At 28.1% G+C, this 21099-nt stretch carries 18 protein-coding genes; 2 read left to right on the forward strand and 16 right to left on the reverse strand.

Going from position 1 to position 21099, the window contains the following annotated elements; all coding sequences use genetic code 11:
• Positions 1-26: 26 nt before the first annotated feature.
• From nuoL to fabB, 16 genes are all read right to left on the reverse strand, one after another.
• Positions 27-1913 (reverse strand): NADH-quinone oxidoreductase subunit L, encoded by a 1887-nt coding sequence (gene nuoL / locus Bpudo544_RS02430; protein ID WP_500825180.1) that lies wholly within the window; start codon positions 1911-1913, stop codon positions 27-29.
• A gap of 23 nt (positions 1914-1936) precedes the next feature.
• Complete coding sequence (gene nuoK / locus Bpudo544_RS02435) at positions 1937-2227, reverse strand: NADH-quinone oxidoreductase subunit NuoK (protein ID WP_500825181.1); 291 nt, start codon at positions 2225-2227, stop codon at positions 1937-1939.
• Positions 2228-2797: an NADH-quinone oxidoreductase subunit J gene (locus Bpudo544_RS02440; RefSeq protein WP_500825183.1), complete on the reverse strand. Its 570-nt coding sequence runs from the start codon at positions 2795-2797 to the stop codon at positions 2228-2230. It lies immediately after the preceding gene.
• A 31-nt stretch (positions 2798-2828) separates the two neighbouring features.
• A complete protein-coding gene (gene nuoI, locus Bpudo544_RS02445) occupies positions 2829-3374 on the reverse strand; it encodes an NADH-quinone oxidoreductase subunit NuoI (RefSeq protein WP_500825185.1) in 546 nt (181 codons plus the stop codon).
• A gap of 33 nt (positions 3375-3407) precedes the next feature.
• Positions 3408-4376 carry an NADH-quinone oxidoreductase subunit NuoH gene (gene nuoH, locus Bpudo544_RS02450; protein ID WP_500825186.1) on the reverse strand — a complete coding sequence of 323 codons (969 nt, stop codon included), beginning with the start codon at positions 4374-4376 and terminating at the stop codon, positions 3408-3410.
• Positions 4366-7209: an NADH-quinone oxidoreductase subunit NuoG gene (nuoG, locus tag Bpudo544_RS02455; RefSeq protein ID WP_500825188.1), complete on the reverse strand. Its 2844-nt coding sequence runs from the start codon at positions 7207-7209 to the stop codon at positions 4366-4368. Before nuoG ends, nuoH begins: the two co-directional genes overlap by 11 nt.
• Positions 7210-7286: 77 nt before the next feature.
• The gene (nuoF, locus tag Bpudo544_RS02460; RefSeq protein WP_500825190.1) at positions 7287-8624 is read right to left on the reverse strand and encodes an NADH-quinone oxidoreductase subunit NuoF; all 1338 of its coding nucleotides are present in this window, start codon (positions 8622-8624) and stop codon (positions 7287-7289) included.
• Between the two features lie 11 nt (positions 8625-8635).
• Complete coding sequence (gene nuoE / locus Bpudo544_RS02465) at positions 8636-9103, reverse strand: NADH-quinone oxidoreductase subunit NuoE (RefSeq protein WP_500825191.1); 468 nt, start codon at positions 9101-9103, stop codon at positions 8636-8638.
• Between the two features lie 101 nt (positions 9104-9204).
• Positions 9205-10992, reverse strand: a complete 1788-nt coding sequence (gene nuoC, locus Bpudo544_RS02470; RefSeq protein ID WP_500825193.1) for an NADH-quinone oxidoreductase subunit C/D — start codon at positions 10990-10992, stop codon at positions 9205-9207.
• 95 nt (positions 10993-11087) lie between these two features.
• Complete coding sequence (locus tag Bpudo544_RS02475) at positions 11088-11756, reverse strand: NuoB/complex I 20 kDa subunit family protein (protein ID WP_500825194.1); 669 nt, start codon at positions 11754-11756, stop codon at positions 11088-11090.
• 2 nt (positions 11757-11758) lie between these two features.
• A complete protein-coding gene (ndhC, locus tag Bpudo544_RS02480) occupies positions 11759-12199 on the reverse strand; it encodes an NADH-quinone oxidoreductase subunit A (RefSeq protein ID WP_500825196.1) in 441 nt (146 codons plus the stop codon).
• Between the two features lie 138 nt (positions 12200-12337).
• Positions 12338-13624 carry a bifunctional tetrahydrofolate synthase/dihydrofolate synthase gene (gene folC, locus Bpudo544_RS02485; protein WP_500825197.1) on the reverse strand — a complete coding sequence of 429 codons (1287 nt, stop codon included), beginning with the start codon at positions 13622-13624 and terminating at the stop codon, positions 12338-12340.
• A 118-nt stretch (positions 13625-13742) separates the two neighbouring features.
• Positions 13743-14603: an acetyl-CoA carboxylase, carboxyltransferase subunit beta gene (accD, locus tag Bpudo544_RS02490; RefSeq protein ID WP_500825198.1), complete on the reverse strand. Its 861-nt coding sequence runs from the start codon at positions 14601-14603 to the stop codon at positions 13743-13745.
• Between the two features lie 239 nt (positions 14604-14842).
• A complete protein-coding gene (truA, locus tag Bpudo544_RS02495) occupies positions 14843-15610 on the reverse strand; it encodes a tRNA pseudouridine(38-40) synthase TruA (protein ID WP_500825199.1) in 768 nt (255 codons plus the stop codon).
• A gap of 126 nt (positions 15611-15736) precedes the next feature.
• On the reverse strand, positions 15737-16852 hold the full coding sequence (locus Bpudo544_RS02500; protein ID WP_500825201.1) for a 4-phosphoerythronate dehydrogenase: 1116 nt from the start codon (positions 16850-16852) through the stop codon (positions 15737-15739).
• 353 nt (positions 16853-17205) lie between these two features.
• Positions 17206-18417 (reverse strand): beta-ketoacyl-ACP synthase I, encoded by a 1212-nt coding sequence (gene fabB, locus Bpudo544_RS02505; RefSeq protein WP_500825202.1) that lies wholly within the window; start codon positions 18415-18417, stop codon positions 17206-17208.
• Positions 18418-19047: 630 nt separating this feature from the next.
• Between fabB and prmB the strand changes: the two genes are divergently transcribed.
• Complete coding sequence (prmB, locus tag Bpudo544_RS02510; protein ID WP_500825204.1) at positions 19048-19947, forward strand: 50S ribosomal protein L3 N(5)-glutamine methyltransferase; 900 nt, start codon at positions 19048-19050, stop codon at positions 19945-19947.
• Between the two features lie 9 nt (positions 19948-19956).
• On the forward strand, positions 19957-21021 hold the full coding sequence (gene aroC / locus Bpudo544_RS02515) for a chorismate synthase (protein ID WP_500825205.1): 1065 nt from the start codon (positions 19957-19959) through the stop codon (positions 21019-21021).
• Positions 21022-21099 lie beyond the last annotated feature (78 nt).

Raw genomic sequence — 21099 nt, forward strand, 5'->3', positions numbered from 1 at the left:
TTTATAATTTATATTGTCAATATCTCTTATATATTTGAATTCATTAAAACCATAAGCAACGCAATAATTGCACCAATATTTATTGACAATATATTCCAATTTATTTTTCTATGTTCAGTATATAAAAAACATTGACCCAACCAATTAAAAATAGATATACACACATTAATTCCAGATCCAATAAAATCATTATAATAAAGTAACTTATTTATTATATAAAAATACGGTTTCACAAATATAGTTTTATATAACCAATCTAATCCCCACCCATAATGACATAATAAAATTAAATATCGTGTTATAAACTCCGATGACAATTGCCCTTTAAAGATTTCATTTCGTATTGTAAATATAGTATTATTAAACCAAAATACATATGCTATCCATATCCCTAAAAATACTAAAATTTCAGAAGTTATAAGAAAATACATTTGTCTATAATCAAATTCATGAAAATAACTACTATAAAAATCATTTATTAAAAATGATGGTATTTTTATCCCTATAGCAGTAGATAAAAATAAAAAAATAATTAAAGGAAGATATTGGTTAATTTCAAAACTAATTTTCGGATTAATTGATTGATGTCCATGAAAAATTACAAAAATCATACGAAAAATATAAATAGGAGTTAAAAACACTCCTATTAATCCAAAAGTTAAAAAAAGATAATTATGATTATTAAATATACTCAATAAAATTAATTTTTTAGAATAAAAACCAGAAGTAACTATAGGCAATCCAGACAACGATGCTCCACCTACTAAAAAACAAACATAAAGAAAAGGTGCTGATTTAAATAATCCACCCATCTTTAGAATATTTTGCTCACCTTGACATGAACGTATCAAAGAACCTGCTGATAAAAATAATAAAGCTTTAAAAAAAGCATGCGTTGTTAAATGATATATTGCTCCATACCAATTTTTTTCTCCTAAAGCTAAGAACATGTATCCAATTTGACTAACAGTAGAATATGCTAAAATTTTTTTAATGTTATTTTGAAATAGTGCAGAACAACTAGCTGTAACTAAGGTAATAGCTCCTACAACGCCTACTACATATAAAATACAAGAATCAATTAAAAAAAAATTATTTAAACGATAAATTAAATATACTCCAGCAGTCACCATAGTAGCTGAATGAATTAAAGCAGATACAGGGGTTGGACCAACCATAGCACTAACTAACCATGTATGCAAAGGAAATTGAGCTGATTTAGTTATAGCTCCTATTAGAAAAGCAACAGAAATCCAAATAGATAGAGTAGTAGTTGATAAATACTGTGGAGATAACTGTAATAATTCATGTAAACTCAATGTATGATATTGATAATAAATCATAAATAAGCCACACATTAAACATATATCTCCAAATCGAGTAATAATGAATGCTTTCAAGGCTTGAAATCCATTATTACTGTTATAATAATAGAAACCAATTAATAAATAACTGCATAAACTTACTCCTTCCCAACCAAAATATACACATAATAAATTATCGGACAATATTAAAAGAATCATATTAAATATAAATAAATTAATATAAATAAAGAAACGAGCATACCCTTCAGATTCACGCATGTACCAAATAGAATATATACAAATTACAAAACCAACCCCAGTAATTATTGATAACATCAATAAAGACAATCGATCTAATTTAAATTTTATCCCAATATTCATGGCATCTATTTTTAACCATGACCATAGCTCCTGAATAATTACAAAATCAACCTTATCATACAAACAATAATAAAAATTCAATACTAAAAAAGTAGTAATGCATGCTGATATTCCAATGCCACTACTTCCTATTATTGCCGTAATATTCTTTCCATGATTTTCCTGAAATATTATTAATGCAATAAAACTTAATAATGGAAATAACATAGTTAAAGTAAATACATTCATATCTTTTTTTAGGTATCTCAATTTTACGTTACATCATCAGCATTTAAAGTGCCATAACACCGATACAAATGCAACAATAATGCTAATGAAACCGCTGCTTCAGAAGCAGCTACAGTGACAACTAGCATATATATAATTTGTCCATATTCCTGACCTAAATATGCACCTACTACTACAAACGCTAACGCTGAAGAATTAATGATAATTTCTAATCCTAATAACATGAAGAAAAAATTCTTCTTGATTGTTATTCCTATTAATCCTAATATAAATAGGATAATAGATAAAATTAAACCATGCGATAAAGGAATCATTTATTTACTTTTCTTATCATTCTTATTTATGAAAACAACATTATTACAAATAGATTGACTTTCTTGAGCTATATGTAATACAGAAATTAATGCACTTAATAATAACAATGAAGCTATTTCTACAATCAGTAGGTACTCTCCTTCTCCTCCAAATAAAGTAGTACCAATCAAATTAATAGGTATTGTCGTTTTTATTATATCAATAAATTGATTTTCTATTCTGAAAACAGAATAGAACAAAATGAATAACAAACTACTCATAATAAATAAAACACCTAAATTAAATTTTTTAAACAAAAATATGCAACTTCTATTCCTGAAACAATAAGAATCACTATTACTCATATTAAACATCATCATTACAAATAAAAAAAGCACCATAATTGCTCCAGCATAAATAATAATTTCTATAGCTCCAGCAAAAGAAGCTTTTAAAACAAAAAAATTACACGATACAAAAAATAATGAGGACACTAAATATAACAATGAATGTACAGAATTATTATTTAATACAACACAAATAGTTGATAATATTGCCATACACCCAGAAATATAAAATAAAACTACCATTCTACATTATTCTCCTTATTATAATATTTAATTAAGGCAATATAGTTTTAACATTAATGGGTTTTTCTTCATTTTGAGATTCTCCTTTACCTTTATTAGCATATGTTACTCCAGAAACTTGATAAAAATCATACTTTGACTGTTTTCCTGATCCTTCTATTAATAAATCAGATTTTTCATATACTAAATTACCTCTCTTAAAATCACTCATTTCAAAATCTGAAATTAACTGAATAGCTGCAGTTGGACAAGCTTCTTCACACATACCACAAAAAATACATCTAGAAAAATTAATTCTGAAAAATTCTGGATACCATCGACCATCAGCAGTTTCCGATTTTTTTAAAGAAATACAACCTACCGGACAAGATACTGCACACAAATTACAAGCTACACAACGTTCATTACCAAATTGATCTCTAGTCAAAACAATACGCCCACGATATCTAGGAGATAATTTACAAGAAATATCAGGATATAAATGTGTCTCTCGTTTATTAAATGCTTGTTTTCCAACCATCCATACACTACGTATTATAGAAAAAACATTTATAAAAAATTGTTTCAGTTTTATCATAAATATATTTCACCAATATGAAAATTAAATTAATTATATTAAAATAAAAAACGCAGTAGCTAACAGATTTAATAACGCCATAGGCAATAACCACTTCCAACCAATAAACATAACATGATCATAACGAGGCCTTGGCAAAGAAGCTCGAATTAATATAAATAATAATATAATAACACTTGTTTTACTAATAAACCACATTATTGGAGAAAGATAAGGACCTGACCAACCTCCAAAAAATAAAACTACCATAAATGCTGACATTGATATAATATTAATATATTCAGAAATAAAAAATAAACTAAATTTCATACCAGAATATTCAATATGATAACCTGCAATTAATTCTTGTTCTGATTCTGGCTGATCAAATGGATGTCTATGGCATAAAGCTAAACTTGACATAAAAAAAATAATAAATCCCAAAAATTGAGGAAATATATTCCATACATTTTCTTGAGCTTTTATTATATCTAACAAATTAAATGATCCAGATTGAGCAACTACTCCCATCAAAGATAACCCCAAAAACACTTCATAGCTTAATGTTTGTGCAATAGCTCTTACAGCTCCAATTAAAGCATATTTATTATTACTTGACCAACCTGCAAGCAATACTGAATATATTGATAATCCTGATATCATAAGAAAAAACAATATTCCAATATTACAATCAAATATAACTACATTAGGAAAAAATGGAATAATAGGCATAATCATTACAGATATAATAAACGCAATCATTGGAGCTAATACAAATATATATCGATCAGAAAAAATAGGTATCCAATCTTCCTTGAATATAATTTTTATTAAATCTGCTAATAATTGTAAAGATCCCTTCCAACCCACTCTATTTGGACCATATCGATTTTGAAAAAGAGCTAATAATCGACGTTCAAAAAAACTCATATATGCTCCACATACAACTATAATAAATAAAACAAATATCGAACGAATAAAAATATCAAAAAATTTTAACGATTCTGCAACACTAACTATCATGACGATTTAAAACTCCTTCTACATTTTCTACATACATTCCCAAAAAAAACATAGGAATTCCAGGAAAACCTATTGGTAATCCAATATGTTTCATAGGCAAATTAGTGCTAATTTTTATCGGCAAACATAAACTATGCCCAAAACATACAAACTTAATCAACATACCTTCTTTCAAATTTAATTGAATGGCATCTAATACATTAATCTTTGCATATAAAGAAGGCATACAATCTTGAATACATTTTGTACGTTGCGACATATATTCACTCCCAAATAAATGCCAACAAGGAGCTATTAACCACCTGCGCAAATTATTATCACTACTATTAACTGATAAATATTCAGAAGAAATTAATTTAACCCAATTTATTTTTTTATTGCTATGATTATTATCACAGTCTTTGTGAGATATTGCATCAAATAATCGAATCCCAGGATCTTCCGGATATAGTTCTTCTCCCACTTGTTTTTGAAATTTATTCCATGATTGAGGAGAATTCCAACCAGGAGACCAAGCAAATGCTACTTGATTATATAATGATTTCTGATGACGATGATTACCCTCCATAGAAAAAGTAAACATTGTTTCATCATTTTTCAAGGCACAAGGTTCATGTACATTTAAATTTGAATACATAGAAGTACGTCCACTATAACGATGCGTAGATTGAGCTATTTTTTGTCCATGTACTCTAAAACTAGCATCTGGAGCAGCATATTTAATTCCAATCAATTTTGGAAAACAACGTACAACAGATTCTATTACATGATCAATATGTAACTCCTTTGTTCTAACATAATTAGTATATGAATCACGTATTAAATATAACCATCTCCAACTTTCTAAAATATTGACATTATTATTATAAAAATTAGGATCATATAATTTAAAAAATCTTTGTGCCCTTCCTTCATAATTAACTACAGTACCATCGCTCTCAACAAAACTAGCAGCTGGAAAAACTAAATTTGCTTTTTCTTGAATTGAATTATATTGATGATCAATAACAATCAGATAATTAATATTATTTAACATATTACTAATTCTTTCCATACTAGCATAACGATACAAATCATTTTCTAATATCACAACACTAGTACGCATTGGTGATTTTTTTATTAAAGTACTACTATTACTACTATCAGCACATAATGAATCAATAGCATCATCTAAACTTTTAGTGGTCATCATAGCTAATCCAATACTATTAACATCTTGAGTAACTAAAAGAATTCCCACATCATTTTTTATTTTTTTTAAAGCACAAACAATATTAGAAGCAGCTGCAATTAATTCCTTACTTCCTGCATTACTTCCAGAAATAATTAATGGCTTACGGGAATTTTTTAACTGTTGTACTACTATATTTAATTTATCATTCAATACAGGATTAAAATCCTTAACTCTAGGAAATGAATTATCTAAAGCATGAGCAATAGCAAAACCAAACCGAGCTTGATTTAACACAGAATCATGATATGTTACCATAGCTAAATCATCTAATTTTGTTTTATCAAAACCAATAATCAATAATGGACATTTAATATTTTGAGTAAAATTAATAACAGATATAGATTGCCAATTAAAAATTCCTTCAGATTCTGCCATCTGATATGAATAACCTTTCATTGCTTGCCGTACTGATAACGCAATACGTGCTCCAGTTTGAGTAATATCTTCCCCCAAAATTAATATTACATCATAATTTTCCACTTCACATGCAGACGGAACATAAATGCCATTATTGTATAATACCTCTAATATTAATGATAATCTTTCTTGCTCAGAAGAATTAACTCCAGAATAAAAATTATCTGCACCAACTAAATTCCTTAAAGCGAAATTACTTTCAATACTTGCTCTAGATGATCCTATTCCAATTATTTTGTCACTATTTTTAAAAAATTTCACAGAATCTTTTATAGCGTTAACTAAATCAATTTTAATATAGTGATTATTATTCTTTTTTAATGGATTTGTAAGTCGATCACTAATATTAACATAACCACATCCAAATCTTCCTCGATCACATAAAAAATAACTATTTACTTTACTATTATAACGATTTTCCACTCGACATAATTTACCATAACGCTCACCTACGATTATGTTACATCCCACACTACATTGTTGACATATACTAGGAGCAAAAGTTACATCCCATTTTCTAGCGTAATTTTTTGATTGTGTTTTATCAGTAAATACCCCAGTAGGACATATTTCTACCAAATTTCCAGAAAATTCATTTTGAAGCATACCATCTTGAACTCGTCCAAAATAAATATTATCATGAATGCCAAATACACCTAAATCATCACCACCTGCATAATCCTTATAATAACGAATACATCTGTAACAAGTAATACAACGATTCATTTCATGAGTAATAAATGGACCTAAATACTGATTATAATGAGTACGCTTAGTAAATCTGTAACGCCTATAAGTATGACCAGTCATTACAGTCATATCTTGAAGATGACAATTACCTCCTTCTTCACATACCGGACAATCATGAGGATGATTAATCATTAATAATTCTAATATATTTTTTCTAAATTCCTTTAGTTCTTTCTCAAAAATAGAAATACGTATATCCTTTTTTATCGGGGTCATACAAGACATAACTAACCTACCAGAACTTACAACAGTAGTATCGTTATCATTATCATACAGTTTCACAGCACATTGTCTACAAGAGCCAACACTTCCCAACGCAGGATGCCAACAAAAATAAGGAATATCAAACCCCAATGACAAACATACATCTAAAATATTTTTTGATTTTTTTACAAAATATCGCTTACCTTCTATATAAATAGGAACTATCATATCTGTTAATATCCATTATTATTCAAAGACACACATATATAAAATATTAAAAATTAATTAATTATAAAAATACTAATTTAAATAATTTGAATACTGCTGATATTATTATCAATATTTAAACTATTTAAATTGATACCACATTCAAACTCATTACGAAAATATTTTAAAGCACTTTTTAAAGGCTCTATTGCTCCAGGAGCATGAGCACAAAAAGTTTTTCCAGGACCTAATAGATCGCATAAATGCTCTAAAATCTCGATATCTCCAGAAACACCATTATTTTTTTCTAATGATAAAAGCAACTTTACTATCCAAGGCAATCCTTCTCTACACGGAGTACACCAGCCACAAGATTCTCGTGCAAAAAACTCTTCCAAATTACGCACTAAACTAACCATACTAACAGTATTATCTATAGCTATTACCATCCCAGTACCAAATCTGCTACCTACAGCACTAATGCTTCCGAAATCCATAGGAGTATCTAAATGATCTTGAGTTAAAAAATCTGTACTTGCACCGCCTGGTTGCCATGCTTTTAAAAACAAACCATCATGCATACCTTGCGCATAATTTTCTAACAACTCTCGAGCAGTAATACCAAATGGAACCTCCCAAACTCCAGGATTTTTCACCTTACCAGAAAAACCCATCAACTTAGTTCCAGTATCTTTACTGTTCCTATTAGAAAGAGTTTTATACCAATTCGCTCCATGTTCTATAATTCCAGGAATATTACACAATGTTTCAACATTGTTGATACAAGTAGGTTTACCCCACAACCCTGACTGAGCAGGAAAAGGAGGTTTAGATCTAGGAACAGCTCGTTTTCCTTCCAAAGCATTAATTAAAGCAGTTTCCTCTCCACAAATATACCTACCAGCTCCCTTATGCAAGAATACATTTAAACTAAACTCAGTATTTAAAATATTTTTACCTAATAATCCTGATAATCTCAATTCAGAGATAGCAAAATTTAAATACTTAGCAATCAAAATGTACTCATAACGCAAAAAAATATAAGCTACAGAAACATTTAAAGCATATCCAGCAATTAATATTCCTTCTAATAATAAATGTGGCAATCTTTCCATTAAAAAACGATCTTTATAAGTCCCAGGCTCCATTTCATCTGCATTACATATTAAATAACGAACTTTTTGAACAGAAGATTGACTATTTGACATCATAGACCATTTTAATCCAGTAAAAAAACCGCCACCACCACGCCCTCTTAATCCTGATTCTTTAACCAACTCAATAATATCAGATTTAGATAAACACGTAATCGCTTTACGCAAAGCAACATATCCATTTTTAGATTGATATTCATTCAACCACACCGGTTCATCATTCTCTAAATTCATCCTCCAAGTTAAAGGATACCTTTCTGGACTTTGATATTTTTTTTTCATTATGAAATATTTTATTGATATAGTTCTAAAATTTTATTTATTTTTGATAAAACAACACATGAATATAAATCTTCATTAATCATAATAACAGGAGACTTATTACACATTCCTAAACAACAAGTAGGCAATAAAGTAAACTCATTATCTTTAGTAGTCTTTCCAATTTCTGTATTTAAAATATCTTCTAATTTCTCCCTAATTCTATCACATCCATTAAGATAACATACTATACTATCACAATATCGTACAATATTCCTACCTACTGGTTGTCTAAAAATTTGATTATAAAATGTAGCGACTCCCTCTACATCAGATACAGAGATATGCAATACTTGAGCTATCGATACAATTGCATCATCCGACACCCACCCACGACTCTTTTGAACTATTTTTAATGCTTCTATAGAGACTGCTTGAGTATTTTCATAACAATCACACTCTGCGCGAATGATATTTAATTCCTCCTTAGTTAACTGCATAATATTTCACTCACTCTATAACAATTAATAATATACCGTTGATAATATTTTACTATAATTTCTGCATATTATTTTATCTTTAAATATTATTGTTTTCTATATCAACGATCCACATCTGACATAACAAAATCTATACTTCCTAAATAAGCAATTAAATCAGATATTAAACTCCCTCTAATAACTGATGGAATTTGTTGTAAATGAGGAAAACTTGGAGTACGAATTCGAGTTCTATAACTCATAGTATTACCATCACTAATTAAATAATAACTATTAATACCTTTAGTAGCTTCAATCATTTGTAATGATTCATTAGGAGGAATAACAGGACCCCAAGATACTTGAATAAAATGAGTAATTAAAGTTTCAATATGTTGCAATACATGCGTTTTTTCAGGAGGAGTAGTTAAAGGGTGATCAGATTTAATAGGACCTACAGGCATATTATTCAAGCACTGCTCTAAAATACGTATACTCTGATACATTTCTTCTATTTTTAAAACAATTCTATTATAACAATCACTAACACCATTTCCTACAGGAACATCAAAATCAAAATTTTCATAACCAGAATACGGACGTAATTTTCGTACATCAAATTCAATGCCAGTCGCACGTAATCCAGCTCCTGTTACCCCCCAATTTAACGCTTCCTTTGCCCCGTATGATCCAACTCCACAAGTACGTTTTTTAAAAATACCATTTTTTAAAGCCATTTCAATGTAAAACAAAATTCTCTTAGGTAACCAAGATAAGCACTGCGTCAATAAATCATGCCAATTATCAGGCAAATCATAAGCTACTCCTCCAATTCTAAACCAAGCTGGATGCATTCTAGCCCCGGTTATTGCTTCTATTACATCATATATTTTTTGTCTATCAGTAAATGCCAAAAAAACTGGAGTCATAACTCCTACATCTTGTAAATAAGTACTAACGTAAAGTAAATGACTATTAATTCTAAATAATTCAGACAACATAATACGAATAACTTTTGCTCGATCCGGAACAACAATCCCAGCAAGTTTTTCAATAGCTAATACATAAGGCATCTCATTAATACATCCACCTAGATACTCAACTCGATCAGTGTAAGGTATAAAACTATGCCACGATTGACGTTCTCCCATTTTTTCTGCACCTCGGTGATGATATCCAATATCTGGAACACAATCAATAATTTCTTCTCCATTTAATTGTAAAATAATACGAAATACTCCATGTACTGATGGATGATTCGGACCAAGATTAAGAAACATAAAATCTTCATTATTATTATATCTTTTCATTCCCCATTCTTCTGGATTAAATAATAATTCTTCCATAGATAAATCTTCTTTCTGCTTCGTAAGAGTAAAAGAAGGACAAAATTCTGTAGCTCGAGCTGAATATTCTTTACGCAATGGAAAACCTTCCCAATTTTTCGGCATAATAATACGAGTTAAATTTGGATGATTATCAAATTTTATTCCAAACATTTCCCAAGTTTCTCGTTCATACCAATTAGCATTAATAAATACAGAAGTAATTGTAGGAACATGCATAGATCCTTCTAACAAAGGAACTTTTAAAATTATATCAACATTAGTTGATATAAACATTATATGATAAAACACTGTAAAATCAGCTGATGGCAATTTTGAACGATGTATTCGTAATCTTTCATCAATTCCATGTAAATCATACAACATAACATGCGGTTCTATTTCTTTTAAAAATACCATTATAGGTATAATTTTTTCACGTGATATCCAAACCATCAAAGCATCAGTATAAGAAAATTGTACTGTGAAATTAGATGATCCAAACTCAATAATCAAACTATTTAATATAGAATTTTCTTTACAAAAAAACGAATTATTATCAACATGTTCATTATTACCATTCATAATTTTACATTTTAATTACATAAATTAATTAGTATTAAACATAAACAAGCCATGAAATAAAAACAATAACATTTATTTGTTTATATACAATTTATTTAAGTTTCTGTATGATATATTTGTTTGACACGAACATCGTGTTTTCGATCTTTTTCAGATTTCATATTTGCTCGATATACTCCTTTATCTTTTAAAATCCAAGAAAGAGGCCTACGTTCTTTATTAATAGATTTTTGTAACAATAATAAAGCTTGGATATACGCTTCAGGTCTAGGAGGGCATCCAGGAATATAAATATCTACTGGAAGAAATTTATCCACTCCTTGTACCACAGAATAAATATCATACATCCCTCCAGAATTTGCACAAGCACCCATAGAAATTACCCACTTCGGCTCTAACATTTGATCATATAAACGTTGAATTACAGGAACCATTTTAATAAATGGAGTTCCAGCAATAACCATAAAATCTGATTGACGAGGAGATGATCTTAATACTTCTGATCCAAACCGAGCAACATCATGTACAGCAGTAAAAGCAGTAGTCATTTCCACATAACAACAAGATAACCCAAAATTATAAGGCCATAAAGAATTACTTCTACCCCAATTCACCATTTTATGTAACAAAACAGCTAATTTTCCAAAAAAGATACTTCTTTGAACATATTTCTTTAATGGGTCAGACACTACTTTTTGATCTTGTAGTGGATATTTATCATGATCATTTTTCTTTGTACGGGCTAATGTTAAAGTATATTTCATAATTATTTATCACGCTCTTTAAGAAATTTTAAAATATTATCTAAACTCAAACAAATGTGGATATTGTCATCATTCTTATTTTTTAATGGATTTTTTATCCAATTAAATGCTCCTATACGCATGGAATATATTAAACTTATTAATAAAATAAAAATAAAAATAATTATCTCAGTAAACCCTACCCATCCTGATTCTCGAATAGATATAGACCAAACATATAAATATATTCCTTCTGCATCAAAAATCACAAAAAGCATTCCAATCAAATAAAATTTAATAGAAAATTTTACCCGAACTTGTCCTGTAGATTTAATACCTGACTCAAAAGGAACATTTTTTGCTAGAGAATCAGATCTACCACCTAAAAAATATCCACATAATAACATAAAAATACATAAAAATACTGCGCTTACTATATAAAGAAATATTCCTAAATAATGCATATATTTACTTATTCATCCTTTTAAAACAAAACTAAAAATAACAACAAAATATTATATACATACATGTGGTATATAATATTCCAATTCATTATTACACCATCAATTAAATCACCTAATATATAGAGAGGTATAGATACATTAATTCATTTTAAACATTAATTTAATAATAGGATTAACCGCATAAAATGAACCAAATACTAATATACAATCATTAATATTAGAATCAGCAACAGCTTGATTCCAAGCACTAGTTATATCTTCAAAATATTTAACATCAAATATAACAAAACTATTAAATATCTCTTTCATATTTGCAGAAAATGGTGTATCCAAATTAGCACAATACCAAATATTAATTAAGTTACTTAAATAACGCACAGTATTTCTAATATCTTTACTTTTTAACATGCCAATTACTGCCCTTACTATCCCTTTTCTTTTTGAAATTATTGGATATAATCTATTAGTTATATAAAAAGCAGCATGAGGATTATGTCCTACATCCAATATCATCAATGGATGATGATTAATTATTTGTAATCTACCCAATAAAATAGCATTACGCAATCCATAATTAATCGATTTTTTGGATACTCTAAAAGGTAACCAATACAATATGCTTAAAACAACAGCTGAATTTTCCAGTGGAATAAAAAAAGGCATAGGTAAATTTATTAAAAATCTACGATATTTATTATATCGTATCCATGTCCAGGTACCATTCTTACAGCAATAAAAATCCCAATCCTTTCCTCGAGCAAATAAAATTGATGAATGATCTTTTGCTACTTTATCTATAATTAATGGTCGATTCAATTCTCCAATTATAGCTGGTTTATTTGCACGAAAAATACCAGATTTTTCTATAGCAATTTTATGTCGAGTTCCACCTAAAAAATCAATATGATCTATTGCAATGTTTGTAATTACAGAAATATCTGGATCTATAATATTAGTCGCATCTAATCTACCACCTAAACCAACTTCTAAAATCACTAAATCTAATTTAAATTGTTTAAATATATATAATGCAGATAATGTTATAAATTCAAAATAAGTTAAAGGAATTCCATTGCGTGCACTTTCAACTACAGACATTGATTTCACATGTATATCATCAGGTAATTGCTTACCATGCACACGAATTCGTTCTTTATAAGATAATAAATGAGGAGAAGTATATAAACCTACTTTAATATTATTATGTAACAATATCTGTTCTAATAAACAACATGTAGTTCCTTTACCATTTGTACCTCCTACTAGTATGCTATAAAACCTAAAAGGTATTAAGTTTAAAGCCATAGCTACCATTTGTATTCTATCTAAATTTAAATTCACTAAAACAGGACTTAAATTTTGAACATAGTCCAACCACTCTCTTAATGAATACTTTTTCTTAATTAACTTTAAGTAATTACACATATATTAAATATTTAATACCTATTACTTTTTACACTCTCAACAAAACTTATTAACTCTAACTCATGAATCACCTTAAGAAATTAAATAAAATTAAAAACATATAACTTTATATCATAATCTAATATGATATCATTTGTTTAGTCAACTTGGACAACAAATTTGCTAACTTTATCCGCATATCTGGCCTACGTACAATTAAATCAATCATTCCTCTTTCCAATAAAAATTCACTACGTTGAAATCCTGTTGGTAATTTTTCTCGAACAGTTTGTTCAATAACTCTAGGACCAGCAAAACCTATAAGTGCTTTTGGTTCAGCAATATTAAGATCGCCTAACATTCCTAAACTAGCAGATACACCTCCCATAGTTGGATTAGTTAAAACAGAAATATATGGTAAATTTTCATCATATAAAAGTGATAAAGCTGCACTAGTTTTAGCCATTTGCATTAAAGATATAAAAGCTTCTTGCATACGAGCTCCTCCACTTGCAGAAAAGCAAATAAACGGACACTTAAATCTCAAAGATTGATTCACCCCGCTAACAAAACGAGATCCCACCGCTGAAGACATTGATCCTCCAATAAAATTAAACTCAAAAGCAGCAGTAACAACAACCATATTATACAAAGTTCCCTGCATAACAACCAAAGCTTCTGTTTCCTTAGTTATCTTTTGAGCAGAAATCAATCGATCTTTATATCTCTTTGAATCTTTAAAATTTAAGATATCTTTTGGTATAAACTCCTTTCCTAATTCTAAAGCGCTACCTTGATCTAAAAATGCAAGTAAACGAGTTCTAGCAGAAATTTGCATATGATAATCACATCGAGGACATACCTCTAAATTACGTTTTAATTCTTTAGTATATAACAACTGAGAACAATGACTGCATTTAGTCCATATTCCTTCCGGAATATTGATTTTTTGTTCAGACAATATCTTATTTTTACGAATAATCCGTTCAATCCAACTCATTATTCACTCTTAATTAAAAATTAATTATATTATTACTAATAATGCAAATCCAATTGTATAATTAAATGACATAATATATTCAACTATATTCAATAAAACATTTTATACCTAAAACAATCGCAACTTACAAATAACTATATTTTTTATTTTTATAAAAATATTTCTATGTAAAAATATATTTCACTACATGTAATACATTCATAAAAATTAATTCTATTTGCTAATCTTTAAAAAATTTTCTATTTTTTAGTGTCAATAATAAAAAAATGGTTAGGATACTTTACTTCAGCTAAATACAAACCATATGCAGGAGCAGTAATTCCTGCTAATGATCTTTTACAATTTTTTAATAATTCTAAAATCCACACTTCCGGTTGATTTCCACATCCCACTTCTACTAAACTTCCTACAATATTACGAACCATACGATATAAAAATGCATTAGCCTTAATATCTATAATTACATAACAACCTACACGAACAATTCTTAAATGATATATATTTCGATATGTAGAATATGACTGACATCTTGATGCTCGAAATGCTGAAAAGTCATTCTCCCCTAATAAATATTGAGCTGCCCTAGTCATTTTACAAATATCTAATAATTTTGAGTAATGCCAAGTTTTTTTAAAAAAAACAGCAGATCTCATTACATCATTATAAATACAATAATAATAACGTCTAGAAATCGCACTAAATCTAGCATGAAAATTTTCTTTCACTAAACTAGCCCAACGTACACAAATATTATTAGGTAAATGACGATTCACCCCTAAAGTCCAAGCAGATTTTGGATATTTCAAATTAGTTTCAAAATGTATAACTTGACCCAAGGCATGTACACCGGAATCTGTTCGACCTGCGCAAAATACTGTCACCGATTCTGATGTAACGATATTTAAAGCCTTTTCTATACAATCTTGTACACTAGTTCCATATTTTTGCTTTTGCCAGCCACAATATCTAGATCCATCATATTCAACTCCTAAAGCTAATTTAGGCATATATATCTTATATACTTAACTAATAATAATAAGAACAAATAATAAGTAATGATATTTTACTAAAACAAAAACTCTTTCCCACTTTTTATATAAATAAAAATAAATAATCATTTTTACAATACAAATCTAAAATATACTAAAACCAAAATTTTTTAATATTTCGTCAATATAATCTTTTCCAGAATTTACTAATATAGCAGACCACTCCCTACGAAAAAAATAATTTTTACGTAACATATCAAATCCTCCTAAATTTAACGCATAACTTTTTAATAACATATGATCTTTATATATATGATATAAAGTTTTAATTAAATTAAATATAATATATTCATCTATTTTTTTTATAGAAGCAAAATTAACAAAAGATGGAAATAAATTTAATACATTAATTTTATCAGAAATATTAAAATATTCGCAATAAGCATTATATATCATAATAATGCTTCTTATTTTACTTTCAATAGAGTATCCAGCAATATGTGCAGTTCCAATATCTACATATAATAATAACGGAAATAATAATTTTGGTTCAAACTCCCATACATCTAAAATAATATTTATCTTTTTCCCGCGTTGTAAAACTTTTAATAAAGCATCATTATCAAATACTTCCCCTCGGGAAGTATTAATCAACGTTCTATTAGATGGCAATGCTTCCAACACATCTTTATTTACCATATGCCAAGTAGGATATTTTCCTGTGTAAGTTAAAGGTGTATGAAAAGTTAAAATATCCGATTCAGCAACTAAAATTTCTAAAGATTTCCATGATTTGTTAATATTTGTCTTTGATAAATAAGGATCATACAATAAAGTTTGTACTCCAAAACTATTTAATCTTTGATTCAATAAATTTCCTATATGTCCTACTCCAATTATACCAATAATTTTATCTCGTAAAAAAAAATGATCACGTTTCGCTAACCAAAATAATGCTGAAAAAACATATTCTACAACAGAAATAGCATTACTACCCGGAGCAGAAACATATTTAATACTACGTTTCTTTAAATAATCGTGATCAATATGATCTATTCCAGCAGTAACAGTCCCAATAAATTTTACTGAACTATCATATAATAAAGAATAATTTACTTTAGTAGTTGATCGTATTATTAATATATCTATATTTTTTACATGTTTAGCAGAAATAAAACGTCCTTCATATGTTTGTATTTGATTAGTTAATCCAAATAATTTATTAACATAAGGTATCTCTTTATCTACTAAAATTTTCAAATATTATACTCCATATTTCAATAATTAATTTTTTAACAACAATCTTCTTAAATAGTATACAAAATTGATTATGTTGTATTACCAACCCAACATCTAATATAATTAGACAATCAAATTAAAAACTATTAACATCATATATTTAATATATAAATTACATAGATTTTTTTATCTTTATCAAAAAATAAAAACATTATCAACTACATTTAATTCTTCTATATAACTTTAGTTAATTGATCTAATCAAAAATATTTTTTAATTTAAAAAAATAACACTGTAATATATCTTAATATAATCAAAATTAATAACAATTTTTATCACACCTTTAAAATTAACCATTAGATCATTATTGAAACTTAAACATACTTCCGAATAACTAATGTAGCATTTGTTCCACCAAAACCAAAACTATTTGTCATAACCGTATTTAACTGCAGAAATTGCGGTTCTCTTACAATTTTCATATTGTTTAAATATGGATCTAATTGATCAATATTAATGCTTGGCGCAATAAAATTGTATTTTAACATAAGCAAAGAATAAATAGTTTCATGAACTCCTGCTGCTCCTAAAGCATGTCCAGTCATAGATTTAGTAGAAGAAAAATATGGATGTTTATCTCCAAAAATTTCACGAATAGCCCACAACTCCTTTAAATCTCCTATTTGAGTAGAAGTTCCATGCATATTAAGATAATCTATAGAATCATCAATATCCTTTAATGCCATATCCATACATCTTACCGCTCCCTCTCCAGATGGAGCGACCATATCAAATCCGTCAGAAGTAGCACCATATCCTACAATTTCACCATAAATAGATGCTCCTCTATTTAAAGCATGTACTAATTCTTCTAATACTATTACTCCTCCGCCGCCTGAAATTACAAACCCATCTCTATTTAAATCATATGGACGAGATGCTTTTGTAGGAACTGTGTTATATTTAGTAGATAAAGCACCCATAGCATCAAATTCGCATGCCATTTCCCAACATAATTCTTCTCCTCCTCCTGCAAAAACGATAATTTGTTTTCCTGATTGAATTAACTCAAATGCATTCCCAATACAATGAGTAGATGTAGAACATGCAGAACTAATAGAATAACTAACTCCACGAATTTTAAATGAAGTTGCTAAACATGCTGATACACCTGAAGCCATAGATTTAGTCACCATATAAGGCCCAACTCCTCTTAGCCCTCTTATTTTCATTCCATTAGATCCAAGTACTTGATTACGAGGAGATCCCCCACCAGAACCAATAATTAAACCAGTCCTATCATGCATAATCATTTCATCAGATAATTTAGAATCTTTTATAGCTTGTTCCATAGATAAATACGCATATACAGAAGCATCACTCATAAATCGAGCAATTTTTCGATCAATTAACCCCTCCGTTTTTAATTTAATATCTCCCCAAACATGACTACGCATACCTGATTCTTTTAATTCTTTAGAAAAAGTTATGCCAGATTGTCCATGTTTTAAACAATATAAAACTTCATTTTGATTATTACCAATACTTGATATAATTCCCAAACCAGTAATAACAACACGTTTCATTTTAATATACCTCATATAATAATAGTTTGAGCATTACAGACATATTATATATATGATATAACTTTTTAAACAAAATATATCCAGTAATGGCGACAAAATTGCCTAATCAAAAAAATAAACCTACAAGAATTATCCATAATCTCCATATTAACAACACTATTCTCCACTACTAAACAATATTCTATTTTATAGAATATATAAAATAGAATATATATATCATCCAAAAAAAATAATCTACTATTATGTTCTACAAATAATTTAACTTATTTATTAAATACATACAAATAAATATAAAAATAACTAATACTATTTATTATGTGTACTTTTACCCCCTAAATTTTAATAAATTATATTACACTTTATATGAATCAGATTACATATAATATTATTATATTTATTAACAATAATAATACAGATAATTTATATCATATATAAATATGTGATATTTATATAATTAAATATCAAACATAACTATAATAGTTTAATTGATACATACTTTATCACTTAAAAATGAAAATTCTTATTATCTGGGACCTATATAATTTTAGGTTAATATCATTGTATATTTTTTACTTATATACATATATAATATAAATTATTAATTACATCAATATTAAAAACAATGATAAAATGCGTACTATATTAGATATGCTAAGATGGTCTATAAGTCAATTTAATTCCACGAAACTATATTATGGCCATGGTACTGATAATTGTTGGGATGAAGCACTACATTTAATTTTAAATAGTATAAAACTTCCAATAAATACACCAGACAAAATGTTTTCTGCTTATTTAACTAAAACAGAACGATCGCTAATCACTAAATTAGTCAATCTTCGTGTACACAAAAGAATACCAGTTCCTTATTTAACTAATAAAGCGTGGTTTTGCGGCTTAGAATTCTATGTAAATAATCACGTCTTTATCCCTCGTTCTCCTATAGGAGAACTAATTATATCAAATTTTTATAATATTTTACCCATTTCTCCTAAATACATACTTGATATGTGTACTGGAAGTGGATGCATAGCAATCGCTATTGCCATGACAATATATCCAAAATCAGAAATAGATGCTTCAGATATTTCTATAGAAGCTTTAAAAATTGCAGAATACAACATCAAATTATACAATTTAGAAAACAAAATAATTCCTATACATTCAAATTTATTTAATAATATTCCTAAACTCAAAAAATATGATTTAATTATAATAAACCCTCCATATGTAAATAATGAAGATATATGTAATTTACCTACAGAATTTCTCCATGAACCTATATTATCTTTATCTGCTAAACAAAACGGATTAGAAATAATTCATCAAATTTTTAAAAAAATTACTGACTATTTAAATATTGATGGTATATTAATATGTGAAGTAGGAATAACAAAAAATGAATTAAAAAAATACTACTCAAACATTCCATTTTATTGGTTTAATCTTAAAAATGGCGGAACAGGGGTGTTTGCATTAACTTACAAACAACTGATATTTTTAAACAAAAATTATAAATCATATCACTAAGGTATCATCATGGCTGGCAATAGTATTGGACTATATTTCAAAGTTACAACTTATGGAGAATCTCACGGGTTCGCTATAGGCGGTATTGTTGATGGAGTACCACCTGGTTTTCCTTTACAGGAAAAAGATATACAATGCGATCTAAATAGAAGACGACCAGGAACATCTCAATATACTAGTCCTCGAATAGAATTAGATATCATAAAAATTTTATCTGGAGTTTTTAATGGTAAAACAACAGGAACCAGCATAGGATTAATGATTAAAAATACTGATCAACGACCACAAGACTATGAAAAAATAAAAAATTTATATCGTCCTGGTCATGCAGATTATACTTATGAAAAAAAATATGGATTAAGAGACTACCGTGGAGGAGGACGTTCATCTGCTCGAGAAACAGCTATTCGAGTAGCAGCAGGTGCTATCGCAAAAAAATATCTTTATAAAATTAAAAATATTAAAATTCGAGGATTCTTAGCTCAAATAGGCGATATTTGTTGTGATTTAAAAGATTGGGATCAAATAAATAATAATCCTTTTTTTTGCCCAGATTCTGATCAATTAAAAAAAATAGATTTATTAATACGTAATTTAAAAAAATCTGGAGATTCTATTGGAGCAAAAGTAACAATAATAATAGATAATTTACCTATTGGATTAGGAGAACCAGTATTTGATCGTTTAGATGCAGATCTCGCTCATGCATTAATGAGTATTAATGCTGTAAAAGGAATAGAAATCGGAGATGGTTTTGCAGTTATCACTAAACGTGGAAGTGAACATCGTGATGAAATTACTCCTCAAGGATTTAAAAGCAATCATTCTGGAGGTATATTAGGAGGAATAAGCACTGGACAACCAATTATTATAAATATAGCTATTAAACCAACTTCTAGTATTTCAATACCAGGAAAAACTATAACAAATAATAATGAAGCAATACAAATTACTACAAAAGGTAGACACGATCCCTGTATAGGCATTAGGGTTGTTCCTATTGCAGAAGCAATGGTATCCATTGTATTAATGGATCATCTGTTAAGGTATCGAGCTCAATGTGGTAATAAATAATCATATTAGTAACATGGGACGGACATACACACTTATTTTTAACTAATTTAAAACATTACTTAAAATCCACACAACACT

This window comes from Blochmannia endosymbiont of Camponotus pudorosus, assembly GCF_059934925.1.